Source organism: Gaetbulibacter sp. M235 (genome assembly GCF_043876835.1).
GTDB lineage: Bacteria > Bacteroidota > Bacteroidia > Flavobacteriales > Flavobacteriaceae > Yeosuana.
Map to the genome: position 1 here is coordinate 1 of NZ_JBAWJZ010000015.1, position 22,541 is coordinate 22,541.

The following is a 22,541-nucleotide window of genomic DNA, read 5'->3' on the forward strand; positions in this document are numbered from 1 at the left end:
AGGAAGGGACAGATGGACAGCAAGTGTTTATCTGTCTATAAGGCATTTTATAGTTTGTCAGCATGAAGTCTTGCTAAGCATGAATTTTCAGATCATAATTTCACAAACGCGACAGAACCATAAGAGTTTATTATATACAATATCCTCGAAATATAAACTCGCAAACTATTTCTCGGAAAAGGGACGGCATAGAGCCGCTCGTTCCTTACTATTTATTCCGTTTCCTTTCCACTCCAAAATTTTGTCTTCCGTTTGGCTAATGCTCAAATATTGTTTAATCAAAACTATAAAATTATGGAAATAATCACTGAACATTTAAAAAAGGTCAATTTGGTTGACATTTCAACGGGCAAGACCAATCCGAGAAGCGATTTCAACGAACAGTCTATCCTAGAACTTTCAGAAAGCATCAAGGAAAACGGACTGCTTCAACCACTATTGGTAAGACCAACAGACAAAGGTTACGAACTGGTCTGCGGCGAAAGAAGGTTAAGAGCTTGCAAGCTCATCGATCTAGAATCTATACCCGTCCAAATCAAGGATTTGGATGACCAAGAAGCATTGGAAGCTCAAATCATCGAAAACCTCGAATGCACGAAAAAATAAATGAAAGATTGTATTTGTAAAATACTTATTGTCAATATTTTACATGGCATTCGGTGTCACTTGAAAAGAAGAAAAAGTGACACCGAATTAGCCCCTTTTCTTCAATAAATATTAGTGATAAATGGTGTCATTTAAAATTAAAAAAGCCCATAAACTTATTATTTACGGGCAATTGAGGTCAATTGAGACCAAATTTTAGCGGAGAAAGAGGATCTATCCATAACCGAGTTTTTTCTTTTATTTATGGGCTGTTTGAAGGAGATGGGTTTTAGGTGACACCGAATTAGCCCCTTTTAAGAAAACTTTAACATTAAAGGTTGAATTTATGATAATTTGATGGTCTTGTTGAAGGATTTTAATTTTGAAAAATGATAAGAAGATTAAGAGGTATTTATATGTTCCATATTAAAAGTAAAATTTTTGTTTTGATGCGAAAGGATTCTATTTGTACCTTTATTTTTAAATATCCAATTTAAAATAAACAATGCTTTTCTAAAAATTCGTATTCTTGTGTGTAGGATATAACAATTGTTAAAATGTTGTTTTTTCTTTTTCCCTAAATTTTAATCAGATCAAATTTAATTTTGAAACCACGTCTAATATTAATAGCAATTATTTTTTTAACAATTATTAGTTGTAGTAAAGAACGTGGGAAAGCCTCATTAAATATTCCGTTTAAAAATATAAATGTTCTAGATTCTTTTCAAGAGTCCTATATTGATAAATCGAATATTTTTGATGCTAAATATTCTACGGAGCAATTAGATAATACAAATGGACTTTCAAACAGTTCTGTAAACACTATTTTTCAAGATTCTGAAAATTTATTATGGATTGGTACTTGGGATGGATTAAACAGATATGATGGTAATAGTTTTAAGATTTTTAGGCCTGAATTGAATAATGAAAACAGTCTTACCAACCAAGTAATCCTTAAAATTGATGAAGATAATACTGGACATATTTGGGTGTTGACTGTACACGGCCTAAATAGATATGACAAAAAATCAAACACGTTTACCAGATATTATTTTTCTAGAAAAGATAAACCTCCATTTTCCGAATCCGAATTTAATATGGCTCTAGACGATTCCAAAATAGTCTTTTGTGCAGTTAAAGATTGGGGTATTGGATACTTTAATGGAGATACTTTTAAATTATTGGAAATTAAAAATCTACCCAGTAACGCTATCAATAAGATGGTATTCACGCAAACCGGTGAATTGCTTTTACTCTTAGATAACAATGAACTTTATTCCTTGAAAATAAAAACCAATGAAGAAGGAGTAAAAACAGTTTCTCAAGTCGAGAAGATTTTAACAAGCGTAAAAGATATTGGAATTCTTTCTAAAAACAAAATGTGTTTGATTACACTTCCCGGAGAATCTGTATTATATTCCTTTAATGAAAAAACTGAACATAGAATTATTGAATATGACATTCATAATATTATATCTAGAACTAAAGAAGGTCTTTTGTTATATAATGACTCAGGATACTTTATCATTGATAGTTTAGGAAGAACAATAAATAATACATGGACTAAGAAATTAAAGAATCAAAAAATAACAACTTTATTACAAGGAACTGAAAATGTTATTTGGACAGGGACTGATGGGGATGGGCTTTTCAAAATGTACCCACAAAAAAAAGTATTCAATTTAGTTTCTAAAGTTCAAGTACCAGAAATAGATGGAGGTATTGTAAGAGCCTTTTTAGAAGTAAAAGGAAATTCATTTTGGGTTGCAACAAAAGGAAAAGGGCTGTTTCGCTTTTCTTCTAAATTCTATTTAAATACAAATGAGCAAATAGTATATCAAAACTTCAATGAAAGTAATAGCCCCATAAACAACGCGGTATTTTCACTTTGTAAAGGACAGGATGATCTTATTTTTGTTGGAACAGATGGAGCAGGAATTAATGTCTTTGATTTAAAAAAATCAAAACTTATTGGTTGGTCAGATATTATTGGAAATGAATTTTGCTCGTATTTTAAGTCTACTTACACAATTTATCAAGATGAGAATGGATTTATTTGGTTGGGGACTAATGGATATGGCATGGTTCGGTTTAAAATTTCACGTCATGGAGAATCATTAAAAATAACCGATTTTAAACAATATTTAGCTGAGAATGGAGCAAAGGAATCTTTAAGCAGCAACATTATTTTTTCAATAATTCCAAAAAACAATAATGAGCTTTGGATAGGGACCAGGTTGGGCGGGTTGAATCTTTTTAATAAAGCAACAAGTATTTTTAAAACATTCAAAAACAAAAAAGATGATTCGCAAAGTTTATCAAACAACGATATTTTATGCCTTCATACAGATATAACAAAAAAACTTTGGATTGGAACAAGTTTTGGTTTGAATTTGCTAGAAGAATTTAGCAATGGTGAAGAACCTAGATTTAAAAGTTTTACCGTAAAAGAAGGCCTTCCAAATAATACGGTTCACGGGATTGTTTCAGATTCGGAATCCAATCTTTGGATAAGTACAAATTTTGGGTTATCTAATTTAATATTTAAAGAATCAAAATTCATTAATTATACTAAAAATGAAGGTTTGCAAAATAATGAATTTGCAGACGGAGCCTTTTATCAAAATGATAATACAGAATTTATTTTTATGGGTGGAATTAAAGGATTTAATTATTTTTTACCATCAAAAATAGAAGAGTCTCAAGTTATACCGGATATTCTAATTGATAAAATTAGTGGTCAAAATCAAGAAATTCCATATTATCAAGGGCTTGTTGTATCTCCAAATTCACAAACATTTCCGTCTATAACTTTAGAGCATAATCAAAACTTTTTTGATGTAGAATTGGCAGCTTTAACATATATAAACAGTGACAAATGTCAATATTCGTATAAATTAAATAATTTTGATCAAGATTGGAATTCTATTAATAATAGAAGAATCATTTCTTTTACAAATGTTCCAAAAGGATCTTATTCTTTGTGGATTAAATGGTCCAACAGTGATGGTGTCTGGAGTAAAGCTGTTCATGTTATTGATATTAAAATCAAGCCTATCTTTTGGCAATCAAATATGGCCATATTGGTTTATTTTATCCTATTATTTCTTTTTACCCTATTTGTGTGGAGTTATTTCAATAAACAATATAAATTAAGACAAAACATTATTATTCAAAGGAGAGAAGAAGAAATCCACCAAAACAGACTTACATTTTTTACAAATATTGCCCACGAATTTCAAACACCTTTAACCTTAATAGTGGGACCTATACAAAAGCTTGCTGAATCTGAAAATTTAGGAGAGAGAAGTAAAAAGTTCATAAATATGATCCAGAGAAACTCATCTAGACTTCTTTTTTTAACACAACAATTGCTCGAGTTCAGAAAAGCCGAATATGATTATTTGGAAGTTTCAGCGAAACAGTTTGATTTGGTCCATTTGATTGAGCAAATAGCAGAACTATTTGATGAATGGGCTTTAGATAAGAATATTGAATATGATTTGGAATTACCTACTGAATTGGTAGGTTGGTTTGATAAGGATAAAATTGAAAAAATAATTTTTAATCTATTATCCAATGCGTTTAAATACACACCCAATAATGGAAGTATTAAACTAGAGTTTAATATTCTGGGAGATGAAACAAAAACGCTTTCTATTAAAGTATCCAATACCGGAAAAGGAATTTCAAAAGAAAAACTAGATTCTTTGTTTGATAGATTTTTTTTAACTGATAAATCTGATACAGATTTGTTCAGAACTGGAATTGGATTGGCATACATTAAAAAATTAGTAACAGTATTGAGAGGAGGCATTGATGTGTCGAGCAAACCAAATAAATTAACTGTTTTTTCAATTACGATTCCTTGTAGTAAAGAGTCATTTAAAAGTAGCGAAATTGATACAGAGGGAAGTCAAATTTTGATTTCAGATTACCTAAAAAACATACTAGATGAAAGTCCAAATGACACAGAAAATGTGTTAAATAAAATGTCATCGCTTGAAGCATTTTTAGAAAAGCGCAAAGTGATATTGGTAGTTGAAGACGAAAGGGAAATACAATTGTTTTTAAATGAATTACTAAAAGAAAAATATAAAATCGTTATTGCGAATAATGGTTTTGAGGCTCTGGAAATGATGAGAAAGGAACTTCCTGATATTATTATTACTGATGTTATGATGCCTGTAATGGATGGGATTGAGCTTTGTAAAAAAGTTAAAAGTGAGGATAGGACATGCCATATTCCTGTAATAATGCTTACAGCAAAAAATTCAATTATCCATCGAATTGAAGGGCTGGAGAGTGGTGCGAACTCTTACATTCCAAAACCATTTCATCCAGACCATATTCTTGTTAGAGTTCAAAAGCTTCTCGAAGAAAGAGAGCTTATAATAAAACAGTTATCACAGGATACATTTTTAGAAAACATAAAAAACCTGCAAGTTCAAAATGATGACAAAGAATTAATACGAAATGTTATTAAATTAATTCGAGACAATATAGAGAATGATAATTTGCAAAGCCTGTTTATTGAAGAGAAGTTAGGAATTAGCAACTCTCAACTATACAGAAAAATTAAACAAAACTTTGGTTTTTCTCCAGCGGACTTAATACGAACCATTAGGTTGAAATTCGCTGCAGAATTATTGAGAAAAAGCAATTTTACAGTTTCAGAGGTGTGCTATCAATCGGGCTTTAATAACCGATCTTATTTCTACAGGGAGTTTAAAAAAATGTACAGTATCACTCCTAAAAATTATCAAATCAAAAATAATTCAATAAAAAATCAATAATAACATATTATAATCACCTTATAATGAGAATATTATTGATTAGTGTACACTTTTGATGAAATAGTGTACACTGTTTTCTGCATAGTCAATCTATATTTATCTTCAGATTTTTAAATCAGATTTGATAATATATTAACTCACTAAACTAATTAATATCATGAAAAAAAGTACTCAAATTATTAATCAATCTAATTCATCATTATTATGAAAAAGCACTTAATGTATAACCTATATTTAATAGGAGCCTTATTATTTGGAAGTGCTTTGAATGCACAAACCGTAACTGGGATTGTAACTGATAACAATGGCCCAATACCTGGTGTAAATGTTATTGTGAAAGGAACATCATTAGGAACAGCAACTGATTTTGATGGGAATTTTACTTTGGAGAATGTAGATTCTAACGCTGTACTGGTTTTTAGTATGGTAGGCTATTCAACTCAGGAGGTATCTGTTAATGGTCAACTCAAAATCAATATCGTATTGTTAGAAGATTTGCAGGCCTTGGATGAAGTTGTTCTTGTGGGTTATTCCTCAAGGAAAAAGTCAACCTTAACGGGTGCCGTTTCAGTAGTGGATATGGGAGATCTTGAAAAAACAAGGGTAGTAAATGTAACTCAAGCCCTGCAGGGTCAAATTGCAGGTGTACAAGTAACATCAAGTACAGGTGCTCCAGGTGATCCTATTGAAGTTCGCATTCGTGGATTAGGAACCATAGGTGACAATAACCCATTATATGTAATAGATGGTATTCCAACAAGAGATATTGGGTTTTTAAATCAAGCTGACATAAAATCCATGACCGTTTTAAAAGATGCCTCTGCAGCGGCCATATATGGTTCAAGAGCTTCTGGTGGTGTGGTTTTAATAACTACAAAAAGCGGAAAAGAAGGAAAAGTAAGTTTTGATATGAGCTATTTTACTGGGCTTCATTTTGCAACAAACCTTCCACACATGTTAAATGCGGAACAATATATGAATACTGTCGAAAAGGCCTGGAATAATTCTGATAGAACGGGAACTAATCCTTATACAGCAGATAAAGGAAGATCTGATTTCTCTGATACTGACTGGCTGGATGAATTATTTGAAACTGGAAAGTCTCAAAACCTGCAATTTACTGCAAGTGGGGGAAGTGATAAAATCCAATTTTTAATGTCATTAGGATATTATGGTCAAGATGGTATTGTAATTTTTGATAATGATAAATACAAAAGGTTAAGTTATAGAACCAATCTTAATGTTGATTTAACAGATCGTTTGAAAATCGGAACTAATCTTCAGTTAACATATGCTACACAAGATAAATTATCATCTAAAGGTGATGCACCGGGAATTATCAGACATGCATTAATAAGACCACCTATTATTGGGGTTTATAAAGATGTTAATGATCCTACATACTCTCAAAGAGACCCTTTTACAGATTTACCTTTTTATTTGTTTAATGACAGAGATAGTGGCGGATGGAATAAGAATTATGATGAATCACAAAACCCAATTGCTTTGGCTTATTTCACAGATGATGTAAGAAAGGATTTTAGAACATTTGGAAACATATACGCTGAGTATTCTTTTTTAAAGGATAAAGAACTGACTTTTAGAACTAATGTTGGTGTGGACTTATCTTTTTTTCACAACAAAGCATTTGCGGAAAATTTTGGAGATGATAATGATAATAACCCTGATGAGTCAGACCCAGGATTGGGAAGGCAAAATAGACCGAATAACTTGAATGAAGAACGAGGTGAAGCACGTACCATTACGTTTAATAATACATTAAACTATGCAAAAATTTTCAATGATAAACATGATATCAGCGCATTAATTGGAATGGAGTATATTGATAATTATAGTTCTTCAATTGGAGCGAGCAGAGCTCGTTTTGATAATACGGATAGCACCTTTAGATATATTGATTATGGAGGAATAGGCGAAGTTAATTTATGGAATGGTGGAAGTGCTTCAGAATGGGCATTGTTCTCTTACTTTGGATCAGCGTCATATGTGTTTGATAGCAAATATATGGTTACGGCCAATATGAGGGCAGATGCATCTTCAAGATTTTCAGAAAAAAACAGATGGGGTTATTTCCCTTCAATTTCTGCTGGATGGAAAATTTCTGATGAAGACTTTTTAAAAGATGTTACATGGTTATCAAATTTAAAGTTAAGAGCGGGTTGGGGTAAATTAGGAAATCAAGAAATTGACAACTATGCCTTTTTAACTTTAATTGACCAAACAGATGGGAAGGTTGTTGTAAATCGTTATGGAAATGAAGATTTAAAATGGGAAAGTTCAGAATCAACAAACATAGGTGTTGATGTAGGTTTCTTAAGCAACAAATTGACTTTTTCTGCCGAATATTATGTAAAAAACACATCAGATATTTTATTGCCAATTGGTTTGCCAAGTATAGTTGGAGATGTTTCTCCTACCATTGTAAACGCTGGAGAGGTAAGTAACAAAGGATTTGAGTTTTCATTAAACTACAGAGAGTCAAGTAAAGAATTCAAATACAGCATAAATGCAAACATAGGAACTGTAGTAAACAATGTTGAGAAATTACACCCTAACGTACCAAATCTTGTAGGTGAAGTTACAAGAACACAAGTTGGACAACCACTAAATGCATATTACGGTTATAAAATGGTTGGTATTTATCAAAATCAAGCGGAAATTGATAGCTACTTAAGTGCAACTCCTATTTTAGATAGGGCAGTACCTGGTGATATTAAATTTGAGGATATAAATAATGATGGGATTATCAATTCCGATGATAGGAAATTTCTTGGAAGCTCCATACCAGATTTAACATATGGAATTTCGTTTTCTTCATCATATAAAAATTTCGATTTTTCATTCCTTTTTCAAGGTGTCGAAGGTGTTGATAGATACAATGACTCTAAGAAAATATTAGATTATGATACACGCCCATTTAATTATACAACTAACATTTTAGGTGCATGGGATGGAGAAGGTACTAGTAATACGATTCCGAGAGTTGCATTTGAAGATAATGGAAGCAGTAAAGTATCAAGCATTTTTGTTGAAGACGCATCTTATTTACGTCTTAAAAATGTTGAGTTGGGATATACCATAAATGGTATAAAGGGAATTCAAAATGTCCGTCTTTATGTTTCTGGTCAAAATTTATTTACAGAAACTAAATATACAGGTATGGATCCTGAATCAACAGATTTAATGGATAGAGGAACGTATCCATCATCATCATCCGTTTTGTTCGGTTTAAATGTTAAATTTTAAAAGCATTAATTATGAAAAATATATATAACAGTTTAATTACAATATGTATCATGATAACTTTTGTTAGTTGTAATGATGAACTTACAAAAGAACCAATAGGTCTTCTTACTTTGGATCAAATCGATTCAACCCCAACAATAACAACGCTCGAATCTTCTGTAAGCTCATCATATCAACTTCTAGCAAGCACCTTGAATCTTATAGGTGAATGGAATTGGGATGGAGGAGCCGTTCTTAGAAATGATTTTATATTACAAGACATTGCATCCAATGATATGAATAAAAAATGGAATCCAGATGGTGATCAAGCATGGATGGATGAATTAAGCGCTTTTAGTTTTACACCTGATAATGGTGCTTTTAACGGCATATGGCTTTACGATTATGAAGGAATTAATAGAATAAACCTGGCAATAAGCTATTTAACAAATCCTGAAGTAACACAGGAGGTTGGTATTACAGATGCCCGTAAGAATCAATTATTAGGAGAAGCCTATTTTTTAAGAGCTTTTTATTATTTTGATTTAGTAAATAATTTTGGTGATGTACCACTTTTAACAGTTCCTTTAAAGTCGTTTGAAGAAGCTTTTGATGTTGCAGTACGAGTACCTACTACAGAAATTTGGGGACAAATAAGTTCAGATTTAACGGAGGCAAAATCACTATTGCCGAACACAAAGTATCCATCTCCCTCTGAACCTTGGAGAGCTTCAAAAGGAGCCGTCATTGCATTACAAGCCAAAGCGGCCTTATTTAATGAAGATTGGGCAACCGTAATTAGTCTTGTGTCTGAATTAGATGCACTTGGTTTTTACAGTCTAAATGCTAATTATTTTGATAGTTTTGATGTCACTAAAGAGTTTTCTGAAAACGAGGTTATTTTTGCATACGACCATGTGTCTGATCAAAATCCAAGAAAAGGTAACGGTTTGTGTGCTCTAGTAGGCTGGGGCTTTATAGCGCCTAGTGCGGACTTTATAAATGCCTTTGAACCCAACGACCCAAGATTGTTATATACGGTAGATGTAGCCAACCAAAATGTTTCAAAATTATTGGGCAACACCGCTGGTAATTTCAAAGGAAATGATGATGCCCCTAGTAATAAAATTTATATCCGTTATGCAGATGTACTACTATGGAAAGCGGAAGCATTAAACGAAACAGGGGATTATCCCGGAGCTATTGCAATTATAAATCAAGTAAGAACAAGAGCAAGAACTACTGCCACTGCAGACGGCTCTATTATTCCTTTAGGAACTTTGGCAAACAGACCAAGTTCAACCGACGCAGCCCAAATAAAAGGCTGGTTGATGTCTGAAAGAAGAGTTGAATTAGGTTTTGAGTCTCAAAGATTTAATGATCTAAAAAGATGGGGAACTGCAAAATCTGTTTTAACAGGTCTTGGAAAGAATTTTCAGGACAAAAATTATTTATACCCTATTCCTCAAGGAGAAGTTGATAAGTCAGGAGGCACAATCACGCAAAATCCTAATTATTGATAGACCATTCAAAACAGTTGATTTTTTAGTTTAGTTTATTTGTTTAAAGTGTTTAAAGAGAAGTAGTTGTTAGTTTACTGCTTCTCTTTTAATCACAAATTATGTGGTTTCATCTTTAAAAGAACCTAAACTTATTTAAGTCTAGTCATGACTATTTTACTACGCCATAGCTACAATAAACACAAATTTTAAAACATGATATTTATATTCAGAGTAAGCAGCTTTTTTTTAATTATGTTGTTTTTGGTATTTGCTTCATGCGATGAAACTAATAACACTTTTCCTGATAAGGCTCCTATAGAAAATATTTCAACGCCTGATATTGAAGTTATCCCTTCTGACCCACTACCTAATGGTGCTATAAATTTTAGCCATTTTAATCATCTTTATAAAGAGATTAATTTTAATGGAAAAAAAGTTGGTATCATTCATATCTACAGTGAATATCCAAACTATGCTTATGCCATTGAACCAAACGAGGGGTTTACCTGTGTAGATGATGTGTCAAAAGCCATTGTCATGTTGACAAAATACTTGGAATTATATGGAAATCAGGAAGCGGCATTAGAAAAACTTAAAAACCTTACTGAGTTTGTTTTACAGATGCAAAACCAAAATGGTTATTTTAATAATTTTATTTGGAATAATCTTACTGTAAATACTACATATAGGACATCAATAGCGACCCTTGATTGGTGGTCATTCAGAGCGTTATGGGCCATAGAGTCTGCATATCCTTTTTTGAAATCCGATGTGGATATGGCAAATAGGATAGCAATGGCCTCAGAAAAATTGATAGCAAATATTAAAAGAGATCTTCCAACATCTTATTTAACTACTGAAGTTATTAATACCATAGAATTACCAACATGGCTACCTGGAAAATCTGCTGCTGATCAATCAGCTATATTAATTCTGGGGTTGTTAAATAATTATTTTAGGACAGAAAATAACGATTCCAAGACATTAATTGATCATTTAGCTAAAGGCATTATCCTTATGCAAAAAGGTGATGCTGACAATTATCCTTATGGAGCTTTTTTAAGTTCTGAAAATTTATGGCACGCTTGGGGAAACAATCAAGCTTATGCGCTATTAAGAGCAGGTCAGGCTTTTAATAATCAAGAATATATTGATAGCGCTCTCATGGAGATTGAAAATTTTTACCCTTGGATGCTGCAAAATGGGTTTGCTGAAGCATTTTGGATAAATAAAGTAGACAATAAATTCATTGAAGTCAACAGGAATAAATATCCTCAAATAGCCTACGGAATTAGACCCATGCTTTGGGCAGCCGCCGAAGCATACCGTTATTCAAATGATGATAAATACTTGGCTATGGCTAATGAACTGGGATTATGGCTGTCAGGTAAAAATGATGCTAATAAAGCTATTTATAATCCAAATACTGGAGTTTGTTTTGATGGAATTACTGGTTCAAATGAAGTAAACAAGAATTCAGGTGCAGAATCAACGCTTGAAACGTTGCTCATGTTATTGGAAATTGAAAAAACAAAATAGCAACCATACAATTTTAAGCTCCCTATTTTTTGAAAATATAATTCTAAATTTTTATGAAAGACATATCACAAAGAAGCAGTCGAAATCCACTTCTATCCCCAAAAGATTTAAACCCAAGTAATGAGAACATGATTATTGAATGTCTACTCAATCCTGGAGTGTTTGAATTTAAAGGAAAAATAGGGCTCCTAGTGCGTGTGGCAGAACGTTCTGTTCAAAAAGAAGGATTTTTATCAGTACCCATTTATAACCATTATGGAAAGTTAGAGATTTTAAATTTTAATCTGGATGATCCAAAGCTAGATGCCTCAGATGCCAGAGTCATCAGTTATGATGGGAAGGACTATCTAACAACCATATCGCATCTTAGACTTCTTTTTAGTGATGATGGTGTCATATTTAAAGAGGACAAGGAGTATGCCTCGCTTTTTGGAGAAGGCGACTATGAAGCTTATGGGATAGAAGACTGTCGTGTATCAAAAATAGAAGACACCTATTACCTTACTTATACCATGGTTTCTGATAATGGTGTAGGTGTTGGATTAAGAACCACGAAGGACTGGAAAAAATTTGATAAAAAAGGAATGATTTTTAGTCCTCACAATAAAGATTGCGCCATTTTTGAAGAAAAAATAAATGAAAAATATTTCGCTCTCCACAGACCAAGTAGTCCGCAATTAGGAGGTAATTATATATGGTTGGCAGAGTCGCCCGATGGTATCCATTGGGGACATCATAAATGTATTGCAAAAACAAGAATAAATAAGTTTGATAGCAAGCGTTTAGGGGCTGGAGCTGCACCTATAAAAACAGATAAAGGTTGGCTTGAAATATACCATGGAGCAACAGAAGAAAATCGTTATTGCCTCGGTGCGTTGTTATTGGATTTGAATGATCCATCTAAAGTCATTGCACGTTCTGAAGCACCCATCATGGAACCAATTGCTACTTATGAGCAAACTGGATTTTTTGGAAATGTGGTTTTCACAAACGGACATATAGTTGATGGAGACACCATTAAAATGTACTATGGGGCATCAGATGAACATGTGTGTTTCGCTAGCTTTTCAATTAACCAAATATTAAAAACACTAGGACAATCATGATAGATTTAGCAAAAGTAGGATGGAAAGATTTTACGAGAAGTGCAAAAATATTAATTATTACCAATGTTATTTACGCCTTTGTTTTACCCGTAATAGACATTTTTGTAGCCTCTTATATTATGCGTAATTCTAATGATCCTTCAAAAGTGATTTTTTATCAAATGGCCATTTATACAGGAATACCCATTACCTTTTTTATTAATGGTTTTTTGTTGAATAGAATTAATATTAAGCGATTATTCTCTTTAGGTATGTTATTAAGTGGCATTTCTATGGTTTTTATGATGTCCTTAAAAGAAATAAATTATTTTGGTCTGGTAGGAGCAGGTTTAATTATGGGAATGTCTTTTGGGTTGTATTGGGCTAATAGAGATTACCTAGTGTTAGCAACAACTAAAGATAGAACAAGGAATTTTTATTATGGGTTGGAAACTTTTTTCTATACCATTATAGCGTCTGTTGTACCGGTCATGATTGGATGGTACTTAATGAATGGAAATGGCACCTCAAATGAAGGGGTGAACTCGGGATATAAAGTGGTCACTACAATCGTATTTATTATAACAATTATAGCCTCAATAGTATTTCATTTTGGAAAATATGAAAAACCAAAAAGCGAGAAGTTTCTTTATTTTAAGTTTCATAAACTTTGGAAAAAAATGCTTCAATTGGCATTATTAAAAGGATTGGCACAGGGGTTTATTGTTACGGCACCAGCAATGTTAATGATGAAGTTTTTCCATTCTGAAGGTGCACTTGGTTCTGCTATATCTATCGGTGCTGTAATTGCAGCCGTAATTATGCTTATTTTAGGGAAATATTCAAAACCTAAACACCGATTAATTATTTTTAGCATAGGCTTAATAGCTTTTTTTATGGCCTCTTTTTTTAACGGATTATTATTTAATTCCGTTGGGGTTATCATATTCATGTTTTTATTATTAATAGCCCGGCCTATTCTTGATATTTCTTATTTCCCCATTCAACTTAAAGTCATTGATGTCTTGTCTAAAATTGAAAACAGAAACGAGTTCTCTTATATTTTGAACCATGAATTTGGGTTATTTGTTGGTAGATTAATAGGGGCTAGTACGTTTCTAGTGATTGCTTTTTTTATAAATGCAGACATTGCCTTGAGATATGCTTTATTGATTATTGGAGTACTTCAATTACTTTCCATAATTATTGCTAAGCAACTTTTAAAACAACAAGAAATATTAGAAAATGAAAATGCATAGAATAAATTATTTAATGGTTTTGTTGGTTTGGATAGGTTTTTATTCATGTAAAACAGAACCATCTAAATTTAGCATAGAAAACCCAATCGATCAGATGCAACTGAGCCGTATTGACTCCATGCCTAATTTGCCCAATCCTTTTAAGATAATGGATTTTAAAAATTTGGCAAAAGGATTTGATTCGTTAGTTTTTGATGATACTCAAACTGGTGAATACTGGCCATTGATATGGAAAGACGATTCGCGTAAAAATTTCAACCAAGAAACTTTTGGAATCTACACAGCTATGGGCGACTTAAGACAAGGCCCAGACCATAACAATGGCATCTTTCATGAGTCACTAGCCACTATAGGTTCTGTATTTGGAGCAACTCTTGTAGGAATTGATAAGTCAAATCAAAACGGAAAAAATTATGTTTCCATGTTGAAGAATTATTTTAATTCTGATACTAACTGGAATATTGTGATGAATAATACATGCCCTGAAGTAGCATTGCTTGGAGGTGGCTATGCAAGGGATTGGTGGTACGATGTATACCCAAATGTATTATTTTACGGGTTAGCAAATTTTTATCCTGAAGAAAAAGATTTTTCAAAAATCATGCGTTCGGTGGCTGACAAATTTTATGAAGCTGATTCCGTCATGGCTGGAAACTATGCGCATTCCTATTTTAATTATGCAAAACTAGAGCCTGAAGACAATTGGATTTGCAAGCAAGAAGATGCAGCAGCTGGTCATGCTTATGTGTTGTATTCAGCCTATCAAAAATTTCACAACCCTAAATATTTAAAAGGAGCAAAATCTTCATTAGAAGCTCTATTGTCGCAAACTGACAATAGATTTTATGAAATATTAATGCCTTTTGGAGCTTATGTGGCTGCAAGGTTAAATGCTGAAGAAGGAACTAATTATGACTATACTAAAATTCTTGATTGGACATTTAACGGAACACCAGATTGTAGAGAAGGCTGGGGTGTTTTGGTCGGTAATTGGAATGGATATGATATCTCTGGCATAGTTGGAAGCACTGTAGATCATGGTGGTTTTGGTTTTTTAATGAATACGTATGACGCTATGTGGCCTTTAGTGCCCATGGTTAGGTATGACCAAAGATACGCCAGTGCTATTGGAAAGTGGATGTTGAATGCAAGTAATGCTTTAAAACTTTTCTATCCATATGAAATAGCAGATGAACACCAAACCATACCAGAACAAAAGCAATATACCAAAGGTGTGATAGCTTATGAAGGATTGATTAAAAAAGCTCATTTTGAAGCATATGAACATTTGGAAGCGCCTATTGCTATTGGAGATGGTCCCCATTGGGTAAAAGGAAATCCAGATGTGTCTCAATTTAGCGTTTATGGAAGTGGCCATGTGGGGATTGCAGGGTCTATTATTTCAAAAACAAATGTTGAAAACATCCTTCAATTAAATTTATTGGCAACGGATTTTTATCGGGATGATGCGTTTCCTTCTTTTTTATATTACAATCCAAATCCAGAAGTGAAAGAAGTCACAATTTCAGTAGGTGAAAAGCACTTAAAAATTTATGATGCCATAAAAAGATCGTTTATAGCAGAAAACGTAAAAAATAATTTCACGTTTACCATCGCTAAAGAACAGGCTTCTTTATTGGTAATGGTTTCTCAAGATGCTATTATATCTGAAAAGAACGGTAAATTATATGCTAATGGTGTTATAATAGATTACAGATATTCTTCTGCTAAGTAAAATATTTAAGATGACTAAATTATATATAAAAATTAGAATGACACTTCTAATTCAATTGTTTTGTTTTAGTGTAATCAGTGGATGGAGTCAAAATATCAACCTTAAAGTAGTTGGAAATGCAGAAGAGGGGTTTTATGTAGATATTTATAACGGAAACCAATTATTAATTCATAACACGGAAGAATTTAAACTTAAAGTAGCCAATTTAGATTTAAGTGAAACAACTGAAATTAATGATTGGAAAGGTTCGGAATGGATAGGAGATGAAACCATTGTAAAACTATCAAAAGAGACTTACTTATCGGATTTTGATTTGAATCTGTCAATGACCGTAACCTATGAAATCGTAAATTCCAATGTCATAAAAAAGAGCATTGATTTATTTCAATCGGGTATACCATCACTATATTATACTATTGAAGAAAATTTTAAGCCTTCAGAAACACCTTCCAAATATGTCACTTTTGAACACGATAACTTTCAGGGAGGTTTTGCTCATGAAATGTTTCCATCTGCAGGTTTTGTCACACCAAACAATCAATTAGTTGGAGTTTTAATGGATGCAGGCTATAAAAATCATTATACAAGAACAACGCGTCGGAGATTTAATGGTCATGGTGGTGGTTTTGTGGGAATGAGAAAATTACCTGATCCCGAATTGGTTTCGGTTGCTACATTGGAGGAAAGAGCAAAAGGACAGCATTATATCCAACAAAAATTTGGAGAAATGTACAATCTAGATGCAGGAAAAGAATTGGTATTGAAAATTAATGATAATTTTCAAAAAGTTGGAGCCGTTGAAATTATAAGGGAACCTGGATTAATCTCACTTAATTGTAAACCTTCAAATCGAGCTGGAATAGAGTTTATATCGCCATTAAAAGATCAAAAATTATATACTATTTCGTTTCTTTCCAAAGGAAATTCACCTGTAGCCCTCAAACTTTTCAGAATTAAAAATGGACAAAAAACCATTGAGTTGGAACACGGTATCAAATACATTGATCAGTTTCCAATAAAAGAAAATGAATGGACACTTTTTAAGGGAAGTATTCTGGTACCTTATATAGAAAACGACAGTGTATCTATATTTCTGGGAACACAGTCAGGAAAAGAAGCTACCATACAAATTAAAGATTTAAAAATTGTAGAAAACCAACCTCTAAAGCAACCCTATAACAGAATGGATATGGGTGAAAAGGTTAGCAAAACAAGCTATATATTTGTGGGGTCTTGGACTAATCATCATGATTTTGTAGTGTCTTCCCAATCTCGTCTTGCTGAAGGGAAAGGATTTAAAGGATCTTTGATAGAAAAAATGTTGTATGCAAACTTCAACATGTTGACATGGATAACTTCTATTAATGATTTTACACCTTTAAATGTTCCTAATATGAACTATGCGCCCGATATGTACAATAGGGATTCATTTTTCTCCATAATTTCTAGTTATAATGAAGAACTAAATTTAAAAATATGGAATCAGTGGGCTAAAACCCAAAATGCCAATGGTGCCGTAGCAACTATTATAACACCATATATGGGAACTATAGAATGTAAGGATAATGAGGCTACTGTTCAATTTTTAATCTGGGCCATGATGAATAAAAGACGCTATGGTGTTACGCTACCTAAAGACAAAATTGATAAAGCCGTAGATTATGTTTTACATGAATTTGATGATGATCGAGATGGTATCTGTAAATCGCATTTTACATTGAGTCAGGTTGATATTAATATATATGAGCCTAAAACTGATAAACTGGCAGTAAATCAAGGTATGTTTACAATCGCGCTAAAAACCATTAAGGAATTAGGATATGATATATCAGCTGCATATATAGAAAAAGCAGAAGCTGCTTATCTTAATTTTTATGATGTACAAAGAAAACATTTGCTGTTTGATAGGGATTTTCCAGATGTGATTACTATGACTGATCTGGAACCAGAATTTTTCTCTTTATGGTTATTCAACAAACCGATGCTAACTGATGATATGGTTATCAATCACTTAGAGCAGATACCAATACTTAATAAAGTTCCAAATTCGCCACACCCAGAGTATGGTACAACAGCACCTGTTTGTGTTCGATTGGATAAGAGTGAAAAAGGATATTCCTATTTAACGCCAGATTATCAACCTTTTAGGGAGTTTGGGGAAAGCAATTATAAAGATGGGGCAAGAGATGGCTTTTATTACAATGGTGGGAGTTGGATGCGACCAGAATATTGTGGCTATGTAGTTGGTTTACGTCATGGATGGCAAAAAGCTAAACCACTTATGGAAAACAGGGCGTGGGCAGAAATTAACCTTAATCCGAAATGGCCATATAGTAAAGAATTTATTCCAACAAAATGGACTACTACAGATACTTGGTGGGAATCAACCCGAGGTTTATGTTGGAATGTGTTTATACTCATGGCAAATGAAGTAGCAGGCCTTCGTACTCCGGATATGGACCCTGACTTTAAAAAATAAAATGGAGCTCTTAAAGACAACCATATTAATTCTATTCCTTTTTACCATATTTTCATGTAAAACAAAAGCACCTAAAAACAACGAAAAAATCTGGTGGAAAGAAACCGTATTCTATGAAATTTATATGCCCAGTTACAAAGACAGCAATGGAGATGGTTATAGTGATTTTAAGGGATTGACATCAAAACTGGATTATATTCAAGATTTGGGAATTAAAGGTATTTGGTTAACACCCTTTTTGCAATCTCCAAAAGTAGATAATGGGTATGATGTTTCAGATTATTATAAAATTGATTCAACTTATGGGTCTTTGGAAGATTTTAAAATATTCTTGAATGAGGCACATAAAAGAAACATAAAAATAATTATGGATTTGGTAGTTAACCATACCTCTACAGAATCGAAATGGTTTCAAGAAGCTAAAAAATCCAAAGACAATCCTTATAGAGATTATTATATATGGAAAGACAACCCCAACAACTGGGAATCTTTTTTTGGAGGCTCTGCTTGGGAATTTGATAGTATAACTAGCCAATATTACTACCATAAGTTTGATGTGAAAATGGCCGATCTTAATTGGCAAAATCCAAAGGTAGTTGAAGAGGTTAAAAACGTATTGAGATTTTGGCTAGATTTGGGCGTTGATGGATTTCGATTGGATGTGATCAATTTTTTGACTACTGATGGCATCACTCTTGATAATCCAATTGATAAAAATGGAAATCAAAAACACCTAAATGATATTAGTCAGAAAGGCGTTAAAGAAGCCATGAAAACTATCAGAAAAACCATTAATGAATTTGATAACCGTTTTATTATTGGTGAAATAGGAAGTGATAAAATTGAAGTTCTAAAACAATACCAAGGGACAGAATTATTAGATGTGGTATTCAATTTTAACTTTGGAAGTATAAAAGAATTTTCAGCACAACGACTATATGATGAGTTGCAAAGCATGGAAAACAATATGAGCAACTATCCAACCTTGTTTTTCGGAAGTCATGATATGTCGCGCCTTAAAAGTCGTTTGGCGAAAAATAATCCTGAAAGAGCTGAAGCCTTAGCAGCTTTAATGCTAACAGCAAAAGGAATCCCTTTTATATATTATGGAGAAGAAATCGGAATGGAGAATATTCAAGCCAATTCTTTAAAAGAGATGATGGATATTCAAGGGAGAACACATTATGAAATGTCTTTAAAAAATGGAAAAACCATTGAAGAAGCAATTATAATAGGGAATAATTATAACCGAGACAAATCTAGAAGCCCGATGCAATGGGATGATTCAGGATTTGCTGGTTTTTCAAATAAGACTCCTTGGATTAAGGTTAATGAAAATTCCAGATTTTTAAATGTTTCAACTTTAGAGAAAGATAAAAATTCGTTGTTAAATAAATACAGAAAACTAATCGCTTTGAGAAATTCGGAGCTAGTTTTGCAATATGGAACATATACTGATTTAAACTTTTCATATGGTTTATTGTCATTTTCAAGAACATTTAATGGTGATACAATTAAATGCTACTTTAATTTTGGCAAAAACTCCAAGAAAATAACTTTAGAAAAAAGCGAAACCATTTTACTTGGAGAATTAACAATTGAACCTAATAAATACTCTATTATTAAATAACCTCAAAACAACATGAAATGGTTCTGTCGCATCTAAATTAATAAAAACAGGAATGTTGTATTTTTAAAACAAAAACAATGTTCAAAGGCCACACTTTTCCTAAGTCAGTCATTGTGAAAGCTATCTATTTCAAGTTCAGGTTTGGATTGGGCTATAGGGAAATTGAGGAGTTGATGGCCATAAGAGGAGTGAAAGTAGACCATGCAACCATTCGAGGTGGGTCTATAAATTCAGCCCACAATTGGAGGCTTCATTCAGAAGGAGAAAGCATAAGGTAGGAAAGCGCTGGAGGATGGACGGGACATGCATTAAAGTAAAAGGGGAGTGGAGGTATTTGTACAGAGCTGTAGATAAAGAGGGAAACACGATTGACTTTCTATTGACCAAGAGGAGGCAGCGTATGTCTGCACAATCCTTTTTGATCAAGGCCATAAGCAACAATGATCGTCCCAAACTGATAAACATTGACAAAAGTGGTTCTAACAAAGGGGCCATTAAGGTTTATAGAAGACGTTCTTTTGTTAAGATACGGATACGGCAGTGCAAGTATTTGAACAACATAGTTGAACAGGACCATAGGTTTATAAAGAAACGGGTAGTACAGGGTTACAGAGACTTTGAGAGTGCCAGGCGGAGTATAGCGGGAATAGAGATGGTGCATATGATAAAGAAGGGACAGATGGACAGCAAGTGTTTATCTGTCTATAAGGCATTTTATAGCTTGGCGGCATGAAGTCTTGCTAACTGCAAATTTTTAGATCATAATTTCACAAACGCGACAGAACCTTTTTAGGATAAAATAATAAAAATAAAATACAATTCATTTTTTTTCCAACCGTTTGACGTAAGATAAAAAAAGCTTTGGTAATGTGAGCTTCAACAGATTTTATTGAAATATTTAAGTATTCAGCTATTTCAATATTGGTTAGCCCTTCTTGTTTGCTTAATAAAAATGTGTGTTTGCATTTTGGAGGGAGGTTTTCTATTTCCTGTTTAACAAGATTAATCAGTTGTTCTAGAGAATTATCCTCTTCATCTTCAACAATGGCGCTCAAAGCATCAATATATTTTTTTTCAAGGGCTAACACAGATTTATGCTTACGGTATTGATCAATAAACTCATTATAAACAGATTTATATAAATAATTTTTAACTACAAAATCATCTTTTAGTTTATGTCTTTGTTTCCAAACACTCATAAACACATTCTGAACAATATCTTCAGATAAATCGTGATTATTTGTGAGGCCATATGCGTAAACACAGAGTTTATGATGATAGTTGTTTACTAAAAAAGTATAGGCATTAGAATTACCCTTTTTTAGTACATCTATTAAAATAATGTCATTATTGAAATTAATTTGCATATTAGAAAATGATAATATTTTGTATTAAGTATTACGAAAGTATTAAAAAAGTTATCATAAAAGTTAGGGTTAAGCAAAAATGTGACGTTTTATTATTAAATAGTTAAACTGAAAGATGTCAAAAAGAATTCAAAACATAATAGTAAAATATCTAACTAATCAAGCTTCATTTTTAGAATTGGATGAGTTGGAGGCATGGATTCAAGACCCTGTCAATGAAAAGTTATTTAATGACTATGTCAAGACTAACTATGCAATAGAATACAGTATAAAAAAGTTTAACTCTGATAATGTAAAAGAGAAACTTCTGCGAATAATTGATAGTGAAAAGAAAATAATTAAGCTTAAAAAAGTTCGTATAAATTTTCGTTATACCGCAGCAGCTATTTTTATTGGAATTGTAACTACAATGTATTTCTTTAATAATAATATATCCAATAAGACTATAGAAACTGTACCTGTAATAGTAAATACTAATACCATTGTACCCGGTACGGACAAAGCAACCTTAACATTAGAGAATGGTTCAACTGTAATTTTAGAAAAGGGAAATGCATTCCAAACACAAAATGCAAGCAGTAATGGAGAAGAAATTATCTATAAAGCCAATAAACAAACCATAACAGAAATAGCCTATAATTATTTAACTATACCCAGAGGAGGACAGTATTTTGTAAAACTATCTGATGGCACACGAGTTTGGTTAAACTCAGAATCACAATTAAAATTTCCCGTGAGTTTTGTAGATGGAGAAACTCGAAAAGTTGAGTTAGTATATGGAGAAGCATATTTTGATGTGTCTCCTAGCACAGAACACAAAGGCTCAAAATTCAAAGTGATTAATAGAGCTCAAGAAGTTGAAGTTATAGGAACTGAATTTAATATTAAAGCCTATAAAGATGAAACTAATATCTATACTACATTAGTAGAAGGTATTGTGACGGTAGATAATGGTATTTCAAAACAAAACTTAATACCTAATCAACAATCCAATTTAAATACAGAAAATAATAGCATTTCAGTTGCTAATGTAAATGTAGAAGAAGAAATTTCATGGAAAAATGGTATCTTCAGTTTTAAGGAAAAACCATTGAAAAACATTATGAAGGTTATATCAAGATGGTATGATGTTGATGTTATTTTTGAAAACAAGGATATAGAGTCAATAAAATTTAAAGGCATTTTGGATAAAAAACAAAGTATAGATGAAATTTTATCAATTATGAAATCCAGTACAATAAATAATTACGAAATAAGAAACAAAACTATTATGCTTAAATAAAAGAATTAAGGCATTTTGAGTACATATTAAAGTTTA

General features: G+C 32.4%; 12 protein-coding genes and 1 pseudogene. 12 read left to right on the plus strand and 1 reads right to left on the minus strand.

From position 1 onward, the window contains the following. Positions 1–294: 294 nt before the first annotated feature. The 11 genes and pseudogenes from V8G69_RS16085 (at position 295) to V8G69_RS16135 (ending at position 20,589) form a co-directional block, all read left to right on the plus strand. Positions 295–606 carry a ParB/RepB/Spo0J family partition protein gene (locus V8G69_RS16085; RefSeq protein WP_394883192.1) on the plus strand — a complete coding sequence of 104 codons (312 nt, stop codon included), beginning with the start codon at positions 295–297 and terminating at the stop codon, positions 604–606. Between the two features lie 584 nt (positions 607–1,190). Beyond that, positions 1,191–5,381, plus strand: a complete 4,191-nt coding sequence (locus V8G69_RS16090; RefSeq protein ID WP_394883193.1) for a response regulator — start codon at positions 1,191–1,193, stop codon at positions 5,379–5,381. A gap of 204 nt (positions 5,382–5,585) precedes the next feature. Then, entirely contained in the window at positions 5,586–8,648 is a 3,063-nt protein-coding gene (locus V8G69_RS16095) for a SusC/RagA family TonB-linked outer membrane protein (RefSeq protein ID WP_394883194.1), read from the plus strand. An 11-nt stretch (positions 8,649–8,659) separates the two neighbouring features. Next, positions 8,660–10,147: a RagB/SusD family nutrient uptake outer membrane protein gene (locus V8G69_RS16100; protein ID WP_394883195.1), complete on the plus strand. Its 1,488-nt coding sequence runs from the start codon at positions 8,660–8,662 to the stop codon at positions 10,145–10,147. Positions 10,148–10,342: 195 nt separating this feature from the next. Beyond that, positions 10,343–11,668, plus strand: a complete 1,326-nt coding sequence (locus tag V8G69_RS16105; RefSeq protein ID WP_394883196.1) for a hypothetical protein — start codon at positions 10,343–10,345, stop codon at positions 11,666–11,668. Positions 11,669–11,721: 53 nt separating this feature from the next. Next, positions 11,722–12,774: a glycoside hydrolase family 130 protein gene (locus tag V8G69_RS16110; RefSeq protein ID WP_394883197.1), complete on the plus strand. Its 1,053-nt coding sequence runs from the start codon at positions 11,722–11,724 to the stop codon at positions 12,772–12,774. Next, complete coding sequence (locus V8G69_RS16115; RefSeq protein ID WP_394883198.1) at positions 12,771–14,012, plus strand: MFS transporter; 1,242 nt, start codon at positions 12,771–12,773, stop codon at positions 14,010–14,012. The genes V8G69_RS16110 and V8G69_RS16115 overlap by 4 nt, the downstream gene beginning before the upstream one ends. Beyond that, a complete protein-coding gene (locus V8G69_RS16120; protein ID WP_394883200.1) occupies positions 13,999–15,747 on the plus strand; it encodes a hypothetical protein in 1,749 nt (582 codons plus the stop codon). The genes V8G69_RS16115 and V8G69_RS16120 overlap by 14 nt, the downstream gene beginning before the upstream one ends. A 10-nt stretch (positions 15,748–15,757) precedes the next feature. After that, a complete protein-coding gene (locus tag V8G69_RS16125) occupies positions 15,758–18,226 on the plus strand; it encodes a hypothetical protein (RefSeq protein WP_394883201.1) in 2,469 nt (822 codons plus the stop codon). Position 18,227: 1 nt separating this feature from the next. After that, positions 18,228–19,856, plus strand: a complete 1,629-nt coding sequence (locus V8G69_RS16130) for an alpha-glucosidase (RefSeq protein ID WP_394883202.1) — start codon at positions 18,228–18,230, stop codon at positions 19,854–19,856. A 77-nt stretch (positions 19,857–19,933) separates the two neighbouring features. Continuing rightward, positions 19,934–20,589 (plus strand): annotated as a pseudogene (locus tag V8G69_RS16135) (IS6 family transposase). Between the two features lie 34 nt (positions 20,590–20,623). Here the strand turns inward: V8G69_RS16135 and V8G69_RS16140 are convergent. Further along, on the minus strand, positions 20,624–21,223 hold the full coding sequence (locus tag V8G69_RS16140) for an RNA polymerase sigma factor (RefSeq protein WP_394883203.1): 600 nt from the start codon (positions 21,221–21,223) through the stop codon (positions 20,624–20,626). 115 nt (positions 21,224–21,338) lie between these two features. Here V8G69_RS16140 and V8G69_RS16145 point away from each other — a divergent pair, with 115 nt between their 5' ends. Next, positions 21,339–22,505: a FecR family protein gene (locus tag V8G69_RS16145; protein ID WP_394883204.1), complete on the plus strand. Its 1,167-nt coding sequence runs from the start codon at positions 21,339–21,341 to the stop codon at positions 22,503–22,505. Positions 22,506–22,541: the final 36 nt, after the last annotated feature.